General features: G+C 70.5%; 13 protein-coding genes. 6 read left to right on the top strand and 7 right to left on the bottom strand.

Annotated features, from left to right (window positions below; genetic code table 11):
• Positions 1 to 243: 243 nt before the first annotated feature.
• Entirely contained in the window at positions 244 to 1197 is a 954-nt protein-coding gene (locus QFW81_RS01235) for an aldo/keto reductase (protein ID WP_280576741.1), read from the top strand.
• 30 nt (positions 1198 to 1227) lie between these two features.
• Here QFW81_RS01235 and QFW81_RS01230 read toward each other — a convergent pair whose 3' ends face one another.
• Together QFW81_RS01230 and QFW81_RS01225 are read right to left on the bottom strand one after the other, a co-directional pair.
• A complete protein-coding gene (locus QFW81_RS01230) occupies positions 1228 to 1521 on the bottom strand; it encodes a hypothetical protein (RefSeq protein WP_280576740.1) in 294 nt (97 codons plus the stop codon).
• 82 nt (positions 1522 to 1603) lie between these two features.
• Complete coding sequence (locus QFW81_RS01225; RefSeq protein WP_280576739.1) at positions 1604 to 2536, bottom strand: peptidylprolyl isomerase; 933 nt, start codon at positions 2534 to 2536, stop codon at positions 1604 to 1606.
• 118 nt (positions 2537 to 2654) lie between these two features.
• Between QFW81_RS01225 and QFW81_RS01220 the strand changes: the two genes are divergently transcribed.
• Together QFW81_RS01220 and QFW81_RS01215 are read left to right on the top strand one after the other, a co-directional pair.
• A complete protein-coding gene (locus QFW81_RS01220) occupies positions 2655 to 3032 on the top strand; it encodes a PadR family transcriptional regulator (RefSeq protein ID WP_280576738.1) in 378 nt (125 codons plus the stop codon).
• Positions 3029 to 3937: a sensor domain-containing protein gene (locus tag QFW81_RS01215; protein WP_280576737.1), complete on the top strand. Its 909-nt coding sequence runs from the start codon at positions 3029 to 3031 to the stop codon at positions 3935 to 3937. The genes QFW81_RS01220 and QFW81_RS01215 overlap by 4 nt, the downstream gene beginning before the upstream one ends.
• Positions 3938 to 3976: 39 nt before the next feature.
• Here the strand turns inward: QFW81_RS01215 and QFW81_RS01210 are convergent, their stop codons facing one another.
• A complete protein-coding gene (locus QFW81_RS01210; RefSeq protein ID WP_280576736.1) occupies positions 3977 to 5335 on the bottom strand; it encodes a polyhydroxyalkanoate depolymerase in 1359 nt (452 codons plus the stop codon).
• Between the two features lie 197 nt (positions 5336 to 5532).
• Positions 5533 to 6135: a class I SAM-dependent DNA methyltransferase gene (locus tag QFW81_RS01205; RefSeq protein ID WP_280576735.1), complete on the bottom strand. Its 603-nt coding sequence runs from the start codon at positions 6133 to 6135 to the stop codon at positions 5533 to 5535.
• Positions 6136 to 6204: 69 nt separating this feature from the next.
• Between QFW81_RS01205 and QFW81_RS01200 the strand changes: the two genes are divergently transcribed.
• Positions 6205 to 6627, top strand: coding sequence for a CopD family protein (locus tag QFW81_RS01200; RefSeq protein ID WP_280576734.1), 423 nt, complete (start codon positions 6205 to 6207; stop codon positions 6625 to 6627).
• A gap of 16 nt (positions 6628 to 6643) precedes the next feature.
• On the opposite strand, the gene QFW81_RS01195 is transcribed toward QFW81_RS01200, so the two are convergent.
• The 3 genes from QFW81_RS01195 to QFW81_RS01185 form a co-directional block, all read right to left on the bottom strand.
• A complete protein-coding gene (locus QFW81_RS01195) occupies positions 6644 to 7852 on the bottom strand; it encodes a patatin-like phospholipase family protein (protein ID WP_280576733.1) in 1209 nt (402 codons plus the stop codon).
• An 8-nt stretch (positions 7853 to 7860) separates the two neighbouring features.
• Complete coding sequence (locus tag QFW81_RS01190; protein WP_280576732.1) at positions 7861 to 8646, bottom strand: 3-hydroxybutyrate dehydrogenase; 786 nt, start codon at positions 8644 to 8646, stop codon at positions 7861 to 7863.
• Positions 8647 to 8851: 205 nt separating this feature from the next.
• Positions 8852 to 10555 (bottom strand): alkaline phosphatase, encoded by a 1704-nt coding sequence (locus tag QFW81_RS01185; RefSeq protein WP_280576731.1) that lies wholly within the window; start codon positions 10553 to 10555, stop codon positions 8852 to 8854.
• A 315-nt stretch (positions 10556 to 10870) separates the two neighbouring features.
• Between QFW81_RS01185 and QFW81_RS01180 the strand changes: the two genes are divergently transcribed.
• Both QFW81_RS01180 and QFW81_RS01175 read left to right on the top strand, forming a co-directional pair.
• Positions 10871 to 12199: a dicarboxylate/amino acid:cation symporter gene (locus QFW81_RS01180; RefSeq protein WP_280576730.1), complete on the top strand. Its 1329-nt coding sequence runs from the start codon at positions 10871 to 10873 to the stop codon at positions 12197 to 12199.
• A gap of 93 nt (positions 12200 to 12292) precedes the next feature.
• Positions 12293 to 13678 (top strand): M16 family metallopeptidase, encoded by a 1386-nt coding sequence (locus QFW81_RS01175; RefSeq protein ID WP_280576729.1) that lies wholly within the window; start codon positions 12293 to 12295, stop codon positions 13676 to 13678.
• Positions 13679 to 13681: the final 3 nt, after the last annotated feature.

Raw genomic sequence — 13681 nt, 5'->3', positions numbered from 1 at the left:
CGCGCGGGCTGACCCGAGCCGTCCACGCGCGATCGCGCGCGGGGCCCGGCAGGGCGATGGACGTACTCCCGGGAGGATCCGGCTTCCGGGAGGATCCGGCTTCGGGGTTTGGCGCGTCGGGTCCACGCGCTGCACGCCGGGGACGCTGGGGCAGCCCGCAGGCGCCGTTGCGTAACGCCGGTTTGAAGTGGCGCCGCGGATTGACCACACTCGGTCGACCCTTCGACTCCCCTGGAGACGCACATGACCACGCGCCGTGACTGCCTGAAGATCTCGCTCGCCGCCGCCATCGCCGCGGCGTTTCCGCATGGGCGCGCGTTCGCTGCGGACCAGGCGCCGCTGCTCACGCGCGCGATTCCGTCCAGTGGGGAGGCACTGCCGCTGGTGGGACTGGGCAGTTCGGCAACTTTCGCCCAGGTGGCGCGCAGCGAGGATGTCTCGGCGCTGCGTGAGGTGCTGCAGGCACTGGTCGCCGGCGGCGGCTCGGTGTTCGATACCGCGCCCGCGTACGGCGCGTCCGAAGAGGTGGCCGGCACGATCGCGCGCGAGTTGGGAATCACCGAGCGCGTGTTCTGGGCGACCAAGCTCAACGCCGTGCCGCGTGGCGGCGACAAGGCCGATCCGGCGGCGGCGCGCGAACAGCTGGAGACCTCGTTCCGGCGCCTGGGCAAGGAGCGCCTGGACCTGGTGCAGGTGCACAACCTGGCCGACATCGCGACCCAGCTGGGGTTGCTGCAGCAGTACAAGGCGGACGGGCGCATCCGCTACGTGGGCGTCACCTCGACCAGCAAGCCGGCCTATCCGCGCCTGCTGGAGGTGATGCGCAACGAACGGATCGATTTCATCGGCGTCGACTACGCGGTCGACAACCGCGACGTCGAGGAGACCATCCTGCCGCTGGCGCAGGAGCGCAGGATCGGCGTGCTGGTGTACGTGCCCTTCGGCCGCACGCGGCTGTGGAGCCGGATCGGCGACCGCGCGCTGCCCGAATGGGCGGCGGAATTCGATGCCGCCTCGTGGGCGCAGTTCATGATCAAGTACGTCGCCGCGCACCCGGCCGTGACCTGCGTGACCCCGGCCACCAGCAAGGCCCGCAACATGATCGACAACCTGGGTGGCGGGCGCGGCCGCCTGCCCGATGCGGACCAGCGTCGCCGCATGGCCGAGTTCATCGACGCACTGCCGGCCGCGGGCTGACCGGGCTGACCGGCACGTGTTCCGCGATTGCTAGGCCTCGTCTTCCTCGATCTCGACCAGCGCGTCGAGATCGAAGGCCAGCGCCTCCACCGCTTCGCGCACCTTGCGCGCGGTCGACGGGTTGGGCACTTCGACCTCCACCTCGTGCGTGTCGGCGCCGCGCACGTCGTGCAGGCCGGCCGAACTCGAATCCGCATCGTCCAGGTGCGGCATCAGGTCGTCGACTTCCTCGACGTGCTCGATGCCGTCCAGGCTTTGCAGCAGGTTCATGATCGCGCGCACGTGGTCGTCATTGCCGGCGATGCGGAAGCGGAGCAGGGCCATCGGGTCCTCGACTGCGTAGGGGGCAGCCGCAGCCTAGGTCGCGCCCGGCAAACGCGGCGTGAGGACGCCGCTCTGATTGCGTTCACCCGCGGCCGTCTTGCGGAGTGCGTTCGGGGATGGCGATGTTGCACAGGTCGACGTGGCCGGCCGGGCGCTTGTAGAACGTGTCGCGGCGGTTGCGGCGCGATTCGACGTAGGCATCGAAGGTGTCGGTGTCGGTGCGCAGCACTTCGATGCGCTCGCGCCCGGCCTCCGGGACATCGGCGGCGAGGGTGATCGCGCGGATCGGCGTGCGGCGCGCCGGGTCGTCGTATACGCCCAGCGGGCCGGGGCCGCGCGGCAGCGCGCTGAGCAGCTCCATGCCGCGGATCACGCGCCCGACCACGCTCATGTTGCGGTCGAGCTGGCGCGGCGACTGCCCGGTGACGACGTAGAGTTCGGCGCCATTGCTGCTGTCGGCCTCGTTGCCGCGCCCGGCGCCCAGCGCGCCGTAGCAGTGCGCCATCCACGCGCGACCGTCGGCACCGTCGCGCGCGGCCGGAAATCCATTGGCGAAGCCGACCTCCGGCGCCCAGCCGTCGCGGTCGGGCAGGGCGTGGAAGGCCAGTCCGCGCGCGTCGCGCTCGAACTCGGCGGGCAATGCCGTCTTCGCCCGCCCCAGCGGCTTCGCCTTCGTCCCGTCGTCGGCATCGGCATCGCCGAACTGGACCACGAAGTTGTCGTGCGAGCGGTACACGCTGGTGCCGTTCCAGAAGCCGCCACGCGCCAGGGTGCGGATGTTTTCCACGTGGTCCGGAGCGAATGCCGGCGCGAGTTCGATCACCACCCGTCCGGCCTCGAGGTCCAGGTACAGGGTGTCGGCGGGATCGGGCGTGCGCCAGTCGGACGTGGCGGAGGCGTCGAGCACCTCCTGGGTGGTGCGCGGGGCCGCGGTGCCGGCTGGCGGGTCGGCGGCCAGGGCCGGCGCGAGGAGGGTCGCCGCCAGGGCGGCGGTCAGCAGGCTCGATCGGGTCATGCGGCGGTCCGGTGCGGAAACGGACCCCGATTGTGGCGCGTCGCGGCCCCCCGCGACTAATGGCACATCCGCTATAGAGAAGTCCGCACTAGTATCCGGTCCATACGGGAGATCCGACATGGTCGATGGCGAGGCACCGGGCGATCCGCACCTGCGCAAGTTCCAGAAGGAACTCAGCGCCGGCACGGTGGCGCTGGCGCTGCTGGCGGTCCTGGCCGCCTCCGGAGAACCGATGTACGGCTACCAGATCGCCAAGCGGCTGGAGCAGGTCGGCCAGGGCGTGCTGAGCGGCAAGCAGAGCGCGCTGTACCCGGTGCTGCGCAACCTGCAGGCGGCCGGGCTGCTGGACAGCTTCGTCGAACCGTCCGACGCCGGCCCGCCGCGCCGCTACTACCGCATCACCGACGCCGGGCATGCCGCCCTGCGCGACTGGGCCGCCGCCTGGCGCGCCACCCGTGACTCCGTCGACGCCGTCCTGGAGGGGACCCGCGCATGAACACCCACGCCCTGCCCACCACCATCCCCGCCTACCTTGAACAGCTGCGCCGCTCGCTGGCCGGTGCCGATCCGGCGCTGGTGCAGGACGCGCTGTACGACGCGGAGGAATACCTGCGCTCGGAACTGGCCGAGAATCCGGGCCGCAGCGAGGCCGAGGTGATCGCCGCGGTGGCGTCCAGCTACGGCGCGCCCGACGAGGTGGCGGACATCTACCGCGACACCGAGGTCAAGGTGCAGACCGCGCTGCGCCCGCCCGCGCCGCCGCCGCGGGGGTCCGCGCTGGGGCGCTTCTTCGGCGTGTTCGCCGACCCGCGCGCCTACGCCTCGCTGTTCTACATGCTGCTGTCGCTGGCCACCGGCATCTTCTACTTCACCTGGGTGGTGGCGGGCTTCTCGGTCTCGCTGGGACTGTCGATCACCATCATCGGCATCCCGCTGCTGATCCTGTTCTTCGGCTCGGTGCGCGTGCTGTCGCTGGTGGAAGGGCGGATCGTGGAGGTGATGCTGGGCGAGCGCATGCCGCGGCGGCCGCTGTACACGGTGCGGGGGCGCACGATCTGGCAACGCATCGGCGACATGTTCACGGATGCGCGCACCTGGTCGACGATGCTGTACATGCTGCTGATGCTGCCGCTGGGCGTGACCTACTTCACGATCGCGGTGACGCTGCTGGCGGTCTCGCTGTCGTTCGCGTTGAGCCCCCTGGCGCTGCTGCCGGGCGTACATATGAATGTGTGGATGTTCGGTCTCGACATTCCCGAACAGGCGCCCTGGCTGCTGGCTCTGATGAGCGTCATCGGGGTGGCGCTGCTGTTCGCCACCATGCACATCGCGCGCGGCATCGGGCGCCTGCACGGCCTGCTGGCCAAGCACCTGCTGGTCAAGACCGCGCAGTACGCGTGACGCCGGCGGGCGCCCGCGGCTCGCGCCGCGGTGCGAGCCTCAGCGGCGTGCCGGTCGCCGGGTGGTGGCCTTCGCCGCCTTGCGTGGCGGGGCCTTCTTCGCGGCCGGCTTGGCCGAACGCTTGCGCGCAGGCGCCTTGGCCTCGGTCGCCGCGTTCGCGGCGATGAAGTCGCGCACCTTCGGATAGACCTGCTCGCGCCAGCGGCGGCCGCTGAAGATGCCGTAGTGGCCGGCGCCCTTGACCGTCAGATGGTGTCGGCGGTCTGCATCGATGCCGGTGCACAGGTCCAGCGCGGCGCGGGTCTGGCCGAGGCCCGAGATGTCGTCGAGTTCGCCCTCGATGGTCAGCAGCGCGGTGCCGCGGATCTTCGACGGCTGCACGCGCTCGTCGCCGACGTCCCACAGTCCGCGCGGCAGCAGGTGCTCCTGGAACACGACGCGGATGGTGTCGAGGTAGTACTCGGCCGGCATGTCGAGCACGGCGTTGTACTCGTCGTAGAACCGGCGGTGCGACTCGGCATCGTCGAGATCGCCCTTGAGCAGGTTCTGGTAGAAATCCCAGTGCGACATGAAGTGCCGCTCCGGGTTCATCGCCACGAAGCCGGTGTGCTGCAGGAAGCCCGGGTAGACACGGCGCCCGGCGCCGGGGTAGTTCTGCGGCACGGGGTGGATGACGTTGCTCTCGAACCACCACAGCGGCTTCTGGGTGGCGAGGTTGTTGACCGAGGTCGGAGACTGGCGGGTGTCGATCGGCCCACCCATCATCACCAGCGAACGCGGCACGGCCTCGCCGCGCGCGGCCATCAGCGACACCGCCGCGAGCACCGGGACCGTCGGCTGGCACACGCTCATCACGTGCAGCTCGCTGGCGCCGATGTGGCGGATGAAATCCTCGATGGTGTGGACGTAGTCGTCGAGCGTGAACGTGCCGGCGGACCTGGGCACCATGCGCGCGTCGATCCAGTCGGTGATGTAGACCTTGTGGTCGCGCAGCATGGTGCGCACGGTGTCGCGCAGCAGGGTGGCGTGATGGCCCGAGAGCGGCGCCACGATCAGCACCGACGGCTGCCCGCGCATCTCGCCGATCGTGCCGGCGTCGTCGGTGTAGCGCTTGAAGCGCACCAGGTTGCAGAACGGGGTACCGAGGACGGTCTTCTCGACCACCGGGTACACCTCGCCTTCCCATTCGATCGAATGGATGTCGAAGGCGGGTTTCTCGTAGTCCTTGCCGACGCGGTACAGCAGCTCGTTGGCCGCGGCGATGCGCTCGGCGCCGGGCGTGGAGGACAGCCAGCTGCCGGACGCCGAAAACGCCTTCGCGTTGGCCTCCGCCCAGTAGGTGAGCGGGGCCATCCAGGAGCGGGTGAGTTCGTGGAACTGGTACAGGAGCATCGGCATCACGGTGGGCGGCTGCTGCAACGCAGCATAACGCATCGGTCGGAGGAGGGAGTCAAGGCCGGTTCCGGCGCCGCAACGGCGCACCAAGGGGCGCCGGGGCGCCTTCGCCGGCACTTCCCGATCCGGTAACGGCCGCCGCGCGCCGCGATGGAGTCCGCGACGGGAAACCGCTCCAGTTCCGCCGCCCGGGACCCGGTCTAGCCCGCTCGAACAGGCAGTTCCAGCGCCGCCACGTCTTCGGCCAGCGCTGGCGAGAGCCAGCAGTGCGAGCCCAGCGGGCGCAGCCCCAGCGCTTCGAAGCGACGCCGGTAGAAGCGCGCCGGACGGGCCTGGAAGTCGACGTCGTCGCCGACGGTGCGGTCTTCGCGGGTGAAGCACTCCAGGAACGCGACGCCGCCGCACAGCTCGGCCAGCCCGGGCAGGCCGCGGTCGAGTTCCTTCAGCGGCAGGTAGTGCATCACGTCGCTGCACACCAGCAGGTCGACCGGCGGGCAGGGGCGCAGCGCGGCGAAGTCCGCGAAGCGCGCCAGGTGCAGGTTGCGGCGCGACCCGTAGCGGGCCACCGCGTAGTCGCTGGCGTCGAAACCGAGGTAGCGCAGCGTCGGCCGCAGCCGCAGCAGCGGCGCGCGCCACGCGCCTTCGCCGCAGCCGATGTCGAGCACGCTGCGTACGGGGCGCTCGAGGTGGTACTCGGCCGTGGCCACCGCCAGCGCGACCTTGCGCGCCAGCCGCTGCGCGCCGCCGATGCCGCCGCCGCGGTACCAGGTGTCGAAGTAACGGCGGTCGTAGCGCTTGGCCATCGGCGATCGGGTCGGAAACGGGGTCGCTACAATAGCCTGATGCCGGCCTGCGCCGCGCAGGAGAGCCGCATGCACGCCTACCTGTGGACCAAGTCCGCGCACCTGCTGTTCGTGATGGCGTGGGTCGCGGCGGTGTTCTACCTGCCGCGGATCCTGATCAACCTGGTCGAGGCCGGTCCCGAACGCGCGGTGCAGGAGCGGCTGTGGCTCATGGGACGCCGGCTGTACCGCTTCGGCCACGTGATGTTCGGTTTCGCGGTGGTCGCGGGGCTGGCGCTGTGGCTGCACTTCGGCATCACCGGTGGCTGGCTGCACGCCAAGCTCGCGCTGGTCGCACTGCTGCTGATCCACTTCACCATCGCCGGCCGCTGGCTCAAGGGCAGTGCGCAGGGACGGCCGCTGCCGTCCACGAAGGCGCTGCGCGTGTTCAACGAGGTGCCGGTGTTCGGGTTGCTGGCGGTGATCTGGCTGGTGCTGGCCAAGCCGTTCTGACGCCCGGCTGCAGTGTTCAGTCCGTGGCGCGCGAACGGGTATCGCGGTGCACGTCGTGGGTGGCCACGCCCGCGGCGCGGTCGGGCAGGGTGAAGTAGTCCGGGCGCTGCAGGGTCAGCGCCATCTCGCGCACGCCGCTGTCCCAGTGCTCGCGCAGCGGAATGGTGCCGAAGGCGTAGTCCTTGCTCTCCTGCTCGTGCGGCTTGGCCTGGTAGATCAGGTGGATGATGTTGAACACGCGGTCGTCCAGCCACGGCGACAGCGCCTGTTCCAGGTGCGGCGGCAGGACGCGGTCGGGCAGGTGGTCGATCAGTTCGCGCAACGAGGTGCGCAGGCGCTGCGCCATCTCCACCATCTGGGTGCCGTGGCGCGTGCGGCTGGAGTAACGGATGTCCTTCACCCGCTCGAGCACATCCAGCATCGTTTTCGGCCGGGATCCGCGCGCGCTCCACAGGTCGACCTGGAAGGCCAGCGTGTCCTCGTGCGGACGGCAGCCGAGGATGTACTCGAGCGGCGTATTCGACACCACGCCCCCGTCCCAGTACGGCTCGCCGTCGATCTCCACCGCGGGAAAGGCCGGCGGCAACGCGCCCGAGGCCAGGATATGCTCGACCCGGACCGGTTCGAGCGCGCTGTCGAAGTAGCGGAAGTTGCCGCGGGTGACGTGGGTGGCGCCGACGGTGAGGCGCACGCTGCGATCGCGGTTGATGCGCTCGAAGTCGACGAAGCGCAGCAGGGTCTCGCGCAGCGGTGCGGTGTCGTAGAAGCTGGTGGCCGCATCGCTGCCGTCGCTGAACAGGAACGGCGAGAGCGTGCGTGCGCGGAAGAAGCCGCGCTGGCCCTGCGCCAGGGCGCCCATCGCGCTCAGGTTGCGCGCCCACGACAGCAGGCCGTGGTCGTCGGGCATCGCCGCCAGCGCCGCGCGCACGCCCAGCGCGGGCAGCGCCAGCGGGCCGGCCGGCTCGGACACCACGTCCCAGAACCCGCGCAACCGCTGCACGCGCTCGTCGGGCGCACTGCCGGCGATGATCGCGGCGTTGATCGCGCCGATCGAGATGCCCGCGATCCAGTTCGGCGCGATGCCCGCCGCGTGCAGGCGTTCGTACACCCCGCACTGGTAGCCACCCAGGGCGGCGCCGCCCTGCAGCACCAGGGCGATCGTCGGATAGCGCGCCAGGTCGCGCGCGATCGCAGGAGCCAGTGGCGCGTCGGTCGCGTCGTCCACGGCCGGGGCTACTGCATGAACCAGCCGTGGCTGACGACGATGCTCTGCCCGGTCAGCGCATTGGTCTCGAACGCCGCCAGCGTCAGCGCGACATTGGCGACGTCGTCGACGGTGGTGAACTCGCCGTCCACCGTGTCCTTGAGCATCACGTTGCGGACCACCTCATCCTCGGTGATGCCGAGTTCCTTCGCCTGCTCCGGGATCTGCTTGTCCACCAGCGGCGTGCGCACGAAGCCCGGGCAGATGACGTTGGCGCGCACGCCGTAGGCGGCCGCTTCCCTGGCCACCGTGCGCGCCAGGCCCAGCAGGCCGTGCTTGGCGGTCACGTAGGGCGCCTTCAACTTCGACGCGGTGTGCGAATGCACCGAGCCCATGTAGATGATCGCGCCACCCTCGCCGCGGCGCTCCATGTCGCGCAGGCATTCGCGCGTGGTCAGGAACGCGCCGTCCAGGTGGATGGCGAGCATCTTCTTCCAGTCCGCCAGGCTGAAGTCGGTGAGCTTGTTGACGATCTGGATGCCGGCGTTGGAGACCAGCACGTCGATCCGTCCGTGCTTCGCCACCACCGCGGCGACCCCGTCGACCACCTGGACCTCGTCGGTGACGTCCATCGCCACGGCCATGGCCTCGCCGCCGGCCTCGCGGATCGCGGCGGCCGCGGATTCGGCGGCGTCGAGCTTGAGGTCGGCGATGACCACGCGGCCGCCGGCCTGCGCGTAGACCTCGGCGATGCGCTTGCCGATGCCGCTGGCCGCGCCGGTGACGAGGCAGACCTTGCCGTCGAGTCGGTTCATGGGCGAATTCCGGGAGCAGGGCGCATCAGGATAGTCCGGAACCCGCGGCGGCCGCAGGCGCGGGAGGGTGGCGCGCATCATCGCCCGTACCGCATCGGTCAGGTCGACCGGGGCCGGGCGGAGGCGGCGGCGCCGACGGCAGCGGGACGACGGCCTGGAGCGCCCCGGGCCGAGCGGCAGGCTGACCGCCCGCAGATCGCTGCGCTCAGAACGTCTGCGCGTCGGGCAATTCCACCGGCACGCCGTTGCCGTCGCAGGTACCGGCCGCGCACAGGCGCGCGCGCAGGCGCGGCGTGGCCTGGATGATGACGTGGTGGATCACGTGCTGCTCCAGCGTGCCGCGGAACGCGTCGCTGCCCGGTCCGCGCGCCCAGATGCCGACGTCGTCGCCGCCGTGCGATTCCGACTTCAGCGGCACCAGCGATTCCTGCATGTAGTCCGGATGCGTGGTGTCGACGTCGCGCAGGTCCGGGCGTCCGTGCGCGGGCTCGACGCTGCCGGGCGCGTGCAGGTGGCGCTTGGGACCGGCCGGCTGGCGCGCGCTGGCGCCCGCGTAGCCCGGGCCGTTGGCGTAGACCAGGGTGGTGTAGGGCAGGCCGAGCAGGTCGCGGGCATGGGCCTCGGGGTCGTCGTCCTCGGTCGCGGGTCCGCGTACCTTGCCCAGGATGGGATTGCCGCGGCGCGGATAGCCGACGAAGCCCAGGGTGTGCGAGTGGTCGGCGGTGACCACGATCAGGGTGTCCTCGTCCGAGGTCAGGTCCATCGCCGCCTGCACCGCGCGCGACAGCGCGGCGGTGTCCTCGAGCGCACGGAAGGCGTTGCCTTCGTGGTGGGCGTGGTCGATGCGGCCGGCTTCCACCAGCAGCACGTAGCCGTCGGGATCGCGGGACAGCCGCCCGATCGCGAACCGGGTCATCGCCTCCAGGTCGGGCTCGCCCGCGATGTCGGCGGGACGATCGTGCTCGAAGCGCATGTGGTCGAACTCGAACAGCCCCAGCACCGCCGGTGCGTCGGCGGCGGCCTGCAGTTGCGCGCTGTTCCAGGCGAACGCGCCGCCGGGCGTGCGCTGCAGCCATTCGTCCACCAGGTGGCGGCCGTCCTGGCGCAGACCGACCTTGTCCTCGTGTTCCGGATCGCGCGCGCTCGCCGGCAGAAACTGCCCGCGGCCGCCGCCGAGCAGCACGGTCGGCGCCTTGCCGGGAGCGAAGTCGAGCAACTGCGCGGCGATGTCGCGGCAACCTTCGGCGCGCGCCGCATCGGGGAGGTCGCCGTCGGATTCCCAGTTGCGCTCGGGCACGTGGGCGTAGGTGGAGGCGGGCGTGGCGTGGGTGAGCCGGGTGGTGGTGACGATGCCGGTCGCCATGCCCGCATCGCCGGCCAGCCGCAGCGACGAAAGAAGCGCGCGGCCGCGGCTCCCGGCGCAGTCGTCGCGCCTGCCGGCGGACACGCCGATGGCACCCATGTGCGACTTCACCCCGGTGGCGATCGCGGTCATGGTGCCGGCCGAGTCCGGGGTCTGCGAATCGGTGTTGTAGGTCTTGGCGAAGGCCGTGTGCGGGAAGTGTTCCCACGCCAGCAGGTGTTCTTCGCCGGGGCGGCCCTGGCGCTGCGCGTCGTGGATGCGCGCGGCGGCGACGGTGGTCAGGCTCATGCCGTCGCCGAGGAATACGATGACGTTCTTCGCCCGGCCGGCCATCGCGCCGTTGGCGGCCGCGCGCGCTGCGCCGCTGCGGTACCACCACTGCGGCGTCTCGCCGTCCGGATGGGTGATCTTCGGGACCTCGACCGCGAAGGTGGCGGGTTCCGCGGGCTGCGGCGTGCCCGCGCAGGCGGCGAGCAGCCCGGTGAGCATGGTGGCGAGGATCGGAATAGGGCGGGACGTCGGAGCGGCGAAGGATGGGCGGGGCATTGATGATCCGGTCGAAACGAAGGATGCGTCTGCGCAGTGGCGGGAGCGAACTGTCTGGAGGCCTCGCGGCCGACCTCGAGGGAAGGCGCTGCCTCGCCGATGCACGCATGGCGAGGCGGAGGCGCCGGCGTGATTGTCCGATATCCGGGTGGAGCGGTCAGGCGGGCACGGGGGACGTGGCGCGTGCGGCCGGCAGCATGCACGACCACGGTGTCCTGTCGATGACACCCGCCCGTTCCAGGCGCCGCGTCGCCATCGCGCGCGGCGTCGGCTAAGGTGGCACGTCCGCCGGCAGGCACCCGATCCGCGAGCCGCATGTCCCTGGTCCGCACCTGGCTGAAGATCCCGTTCTGGCAGCGCGTCGCCGCCGGTTTCGTGCTCGGCGCGCTGGCGGGCTGGCTGATGGGGCCCGCGGCGCAGACCTGGTTCGGCCCGCTGGGCACGGTCTATGTCAACCTGATCAAGATGATCGCGATCCCGCTGGTGTTCTTCGCCGTGGTCAGCGCGGTCGGCTCGCTGGCGGGACAGCGCTCGATCGCGGCGCTGGCCGGCCGTACCTTCGTCTGGTTCGCGATCACCGCGGTGCTGGCAGTTGCGGTGGGCCTGGCCTTCGGCTGGCTCTTCCGGCCCGGTCTCGGCGTCGACATGTCCAGCCTGCAGGTGGCGGAGAACTACCGCCAGCGCGAGGTGCCCGGGCCGCTGGACGTGCTGTTCAACATCGTGCCGGAGAACCCGTTCCGGGCGCTGGCCGCGCTGGGCGCCGGCAAGGCTGCCGATGGCCAGAACATCATCGTGCCGAGCAATTTCACCATCCTGCAGGTGATCTTCTTCGCCGGCCTGCTCGGCTTCGCCCTGGTCAGGCTCGGCGAGAAGACCGCCGGGCTGCGTCCGCTGTTCGACCAGGGGCGCGAGCTGATGATCCAGGTCACGCGCTTCGTGCTCGAGGCCACGCCGCTGGGCACCTTCGGCCTGATCGCCGCGCTGGTGGGCAGCTACGGCTTCGGTCAGCTGCTGCCGCTCGGCAAGTTCGTGATCGCACTCTATGCGGCCTGCGCTTTCCACATCATCGTGGTCTACAGCGGCCTTCTGCTCGCGCACGGACTCAATCCGCTGAAATTCTTCCGCGGCGCGGCGCCGGCGATGCAGATCGGCTTCGTGGCCTCGAGCAGCTTCGCCGCGCTGCCGCTCTCGCTCAGTTCGGCCACCCACAACCTTGGGGTGAACAAGGACTACGCCAGCTTCGCCGTGCCGCTGGGTGCGAGCATCAAGATGGACGGCTGCGGCGCGATCTACCCGGCGCTGGGCGCGGTATTCATCGCCCAGTTCATGGGGCTGGAGCTGTCGACCGGCCAGTACTTCATCATCGCGCTGGCTTCGGTGCTGGGCAGTTTCGGCACGGCCGGGGTGCCGGGTACCGCGGTGATCATGGCCACGGTGGTGATCAGCGCCGCGGGCCTCCCGCTGGAAGCGATCGGCATCCTGTACGCGATCGACCGCGTGCTGGACATGATGCGCACGATGACCAACGTCACCGGCCAGGTGCTGGTGCCGGTACTGGTGGCGCGGCAGACCGGGCTGCTGGACCGCGAGGTATACGAGCGCGCGTCCAGCAACGTCGGGGTCGAGGACACCGCGCGCCCATAGCGTGGCCCGGCCTCGCGGGCATGACTTCCGGCCCCCCGAGGCGCGCGCCCGCTGCGGTAGGGTAGGGCGATCGATCGGTCCCTGGAGGGAGCCATGAAGCGGAGTGCTGCCGGCGCCATGCTGGCGATGGTGCTGTGTGCGATGCCGGCGCTGGCCGGCGCAGCCGACGGCTGGGACATCCCGGTCGCGGTGAAGAAGCTCGACAACGGCCTGACCGTGGTCGTGTCCGAGGACCGCAGCGCGCCGGTGGTGGGCGTGAGCGTGGTCTACGGCATCGGCATGCGGCTGGAGCCGCGCAACCGCACCGGCTTCGCGCACCTGTTCGAACACCTGATGTTCGAGGGCTCGGAGAATGCGCCCGAGGGCGTGTTCGACCGCGTCATCACCGGCGGCGGCGGGCGCAACAACGGCTCCACCCGGCCGGATTTCACCAACTACATCGAGATCGCGCCGTCCTCGGCGATCGAGCCGATCCTGTGGCTCGAGGCCGACCGCATGAAGATGCTCGACTTCAACCCGGCCACGCTCAAGAACCAGCAGGACGTGGTGAAGGAGGAGATCCGGGTCAACGTGCAGAACCAGCCCTACGGCGGGTTCATGTGGCTCGACGTGGGCTTCAACGCGTTCCAGAAGTGGGAGAACAACCACGACGGCTACGGCAGCTTCGAAGACCTGGAGAACGCCACGCTCGAGGACGTGCGCGCGTTCCATCGCGACTACTACGGCCCGAACAACGCGGTGCTCGGCCTGGCCGGCGACCTGTCGGCGGAAGAAGGCTTCGCGCTGGCGGAGAAGTACTTCGGCGACATCCCCGCGCGCCCGGTGCCCGAGGGCCCGGACTTCAGCGAAGGCCTGAACACGCAGGAAAAGCGCATCCAGCAGCCGGACAAGCTGGCGCAGGTGCCGGCGATCGCGCTGTCGTGGAAGATGCCCGACCGCGGCAGCGAGGACCAGCCGGCGATGTCGGTGCTCGGCGCGCTGCTCGCCAACGGCGACGCCTCGCGGCTGTACCAGGGACTGGTGAAGGGTCGCGAACTGGCGCTCAACGTCGATTCGCTCTACGGCCTGACCAGCGAGTGGGAATACAACGGGCCCACGCTGTTCACCGTGTTCACGCTGTACAAGCCGACCACCGACGCCGATGCGGTGGTGGCCGCCGTCGACGCCGAGATCGCGACGATCGTCGCCGAAGGCGTGGACGAGGCCACGCTGGCGCGGGTCAAGACCCAGCTGCTGGCCGACTGGTACAACGGGATGGAGTCGTTCATCTCGCGCGCCGACACCCTCGCCAAGCTGCAGCTGCTGTGGGGCGATGCCGAAGTGGCGAACCGGATTCCCGGCTGGATCGAGGCCGTGACCTCGGCCGACGTGCAGCGCGCCGCGCGCACCTACCTCACCGCCGCCAACCGTACCGTGATCGATCGCGTGCCCGAGGCGATCCTCGCCGCGCGCGCCGCCGCCCCGAAGGCCCAGGAGTGACCG

Source organism: Luteimonas kalidii (assembly GCF_029887935.1).
In the GTDB taxonomy this organism is placed as follows: Bacteria; Pseudomonadota; Gammaproteobacteria; order Xanthomonadales; family Xanthomonadaceae; genus Luteimonas; species Luteimonas kalidii.
The sequence above is the reverse complement of the archived record's forward strand: the minus strand, read 5'-3'. Positions and strand labels throughout refer to the sequence as shown.

Bases quoted from the DNA above. Each gene is read 5' to 3' on its own strand.
- QFW81_RS01235 (WP_280576741.1), top strand. From the start codon at position 244: ATGACCACGCGCCGTGACTGCCTGAAGATCTCGCTCGCCGCCGCCATC.
- QFW81_RS01230 (WP_280576740.1), bottom strand. From the start codon at position 1,521: ATGGCCCTGCTCCGCTTCCGCATCGCCGGCAATGACGACCACGTGCGC.
- QFW81_RS01225 (WP_280576739.1), bottom strand. From the start codon at position 2,536: ATGACCCGATCGAGCCTGCTGACCGCCGCCCTGGCGGCGACCCTCCTC.
- QFW81_RS01220 (WP_280576738.1), top strand. From the start codon at position 2,655: ATGGTCGATGGCGAGGCACCGGGCGATCCGCACCTGCGCAAGTTCCAG.
- QFW81_RS01215 (WP_280576737.1), top strand. From the start codon at position 3,029: ATGAACACCCACGCCCTGCCCACCACCATCCCCGCCTACCTTGAACAG.
- QFW81_RS01210 (WP_280576736.1), bottom strand. From the start codon at position 5,335: ATGCCGATGCTCCTGTACCAGTTCCACGAACTCACCCGCTCCTGGATG.
- QFW81_RS01205 (WP_280576735.1), bottom strand. From the start codon at position 6,135: ATGGCCAAGCGCTACGACCGCCGTTACTTCGACACCTGGTACCGCGGC.
- QFW81_RS01200 (WP_280576734.1), top strand. From the start codon at position 6,205: ATGCACGCCTACCTGTGGACCAAGTCCGCGCACCTGCTGTTCGTGATG.
- QFW81_RS01190 (WP_280576732.1), bottom strand. From the start codon at position 8,646: ATGAACCGACTCGACGGCAAGGTCTGCCTCGTCACCGGCGCGGCCAGC.
- QFW81_RS01185 (WP_280576731.1), bottom strand. From the start codon at position 10,555: ATGCCCCGCCCATCCTTCGCCGCTCCGACGTCCCGCCCTATTCCGATC.
- QFW81_RS01180 (WP_280576730.1), top strand. From the start codon at position 10,871: ATGTCCCTGGTCCGCACCTGGCTGAAGATCCCGTTCTGGCAGCGCGTC.
- QFW81_RS01175 (WP_280576729.1), top strand. From the start codon at position 12,293: ATGAAGCGGAGTGCTGCCGGCGCCATGCTGGCGATGGTGCTGTGTGCG.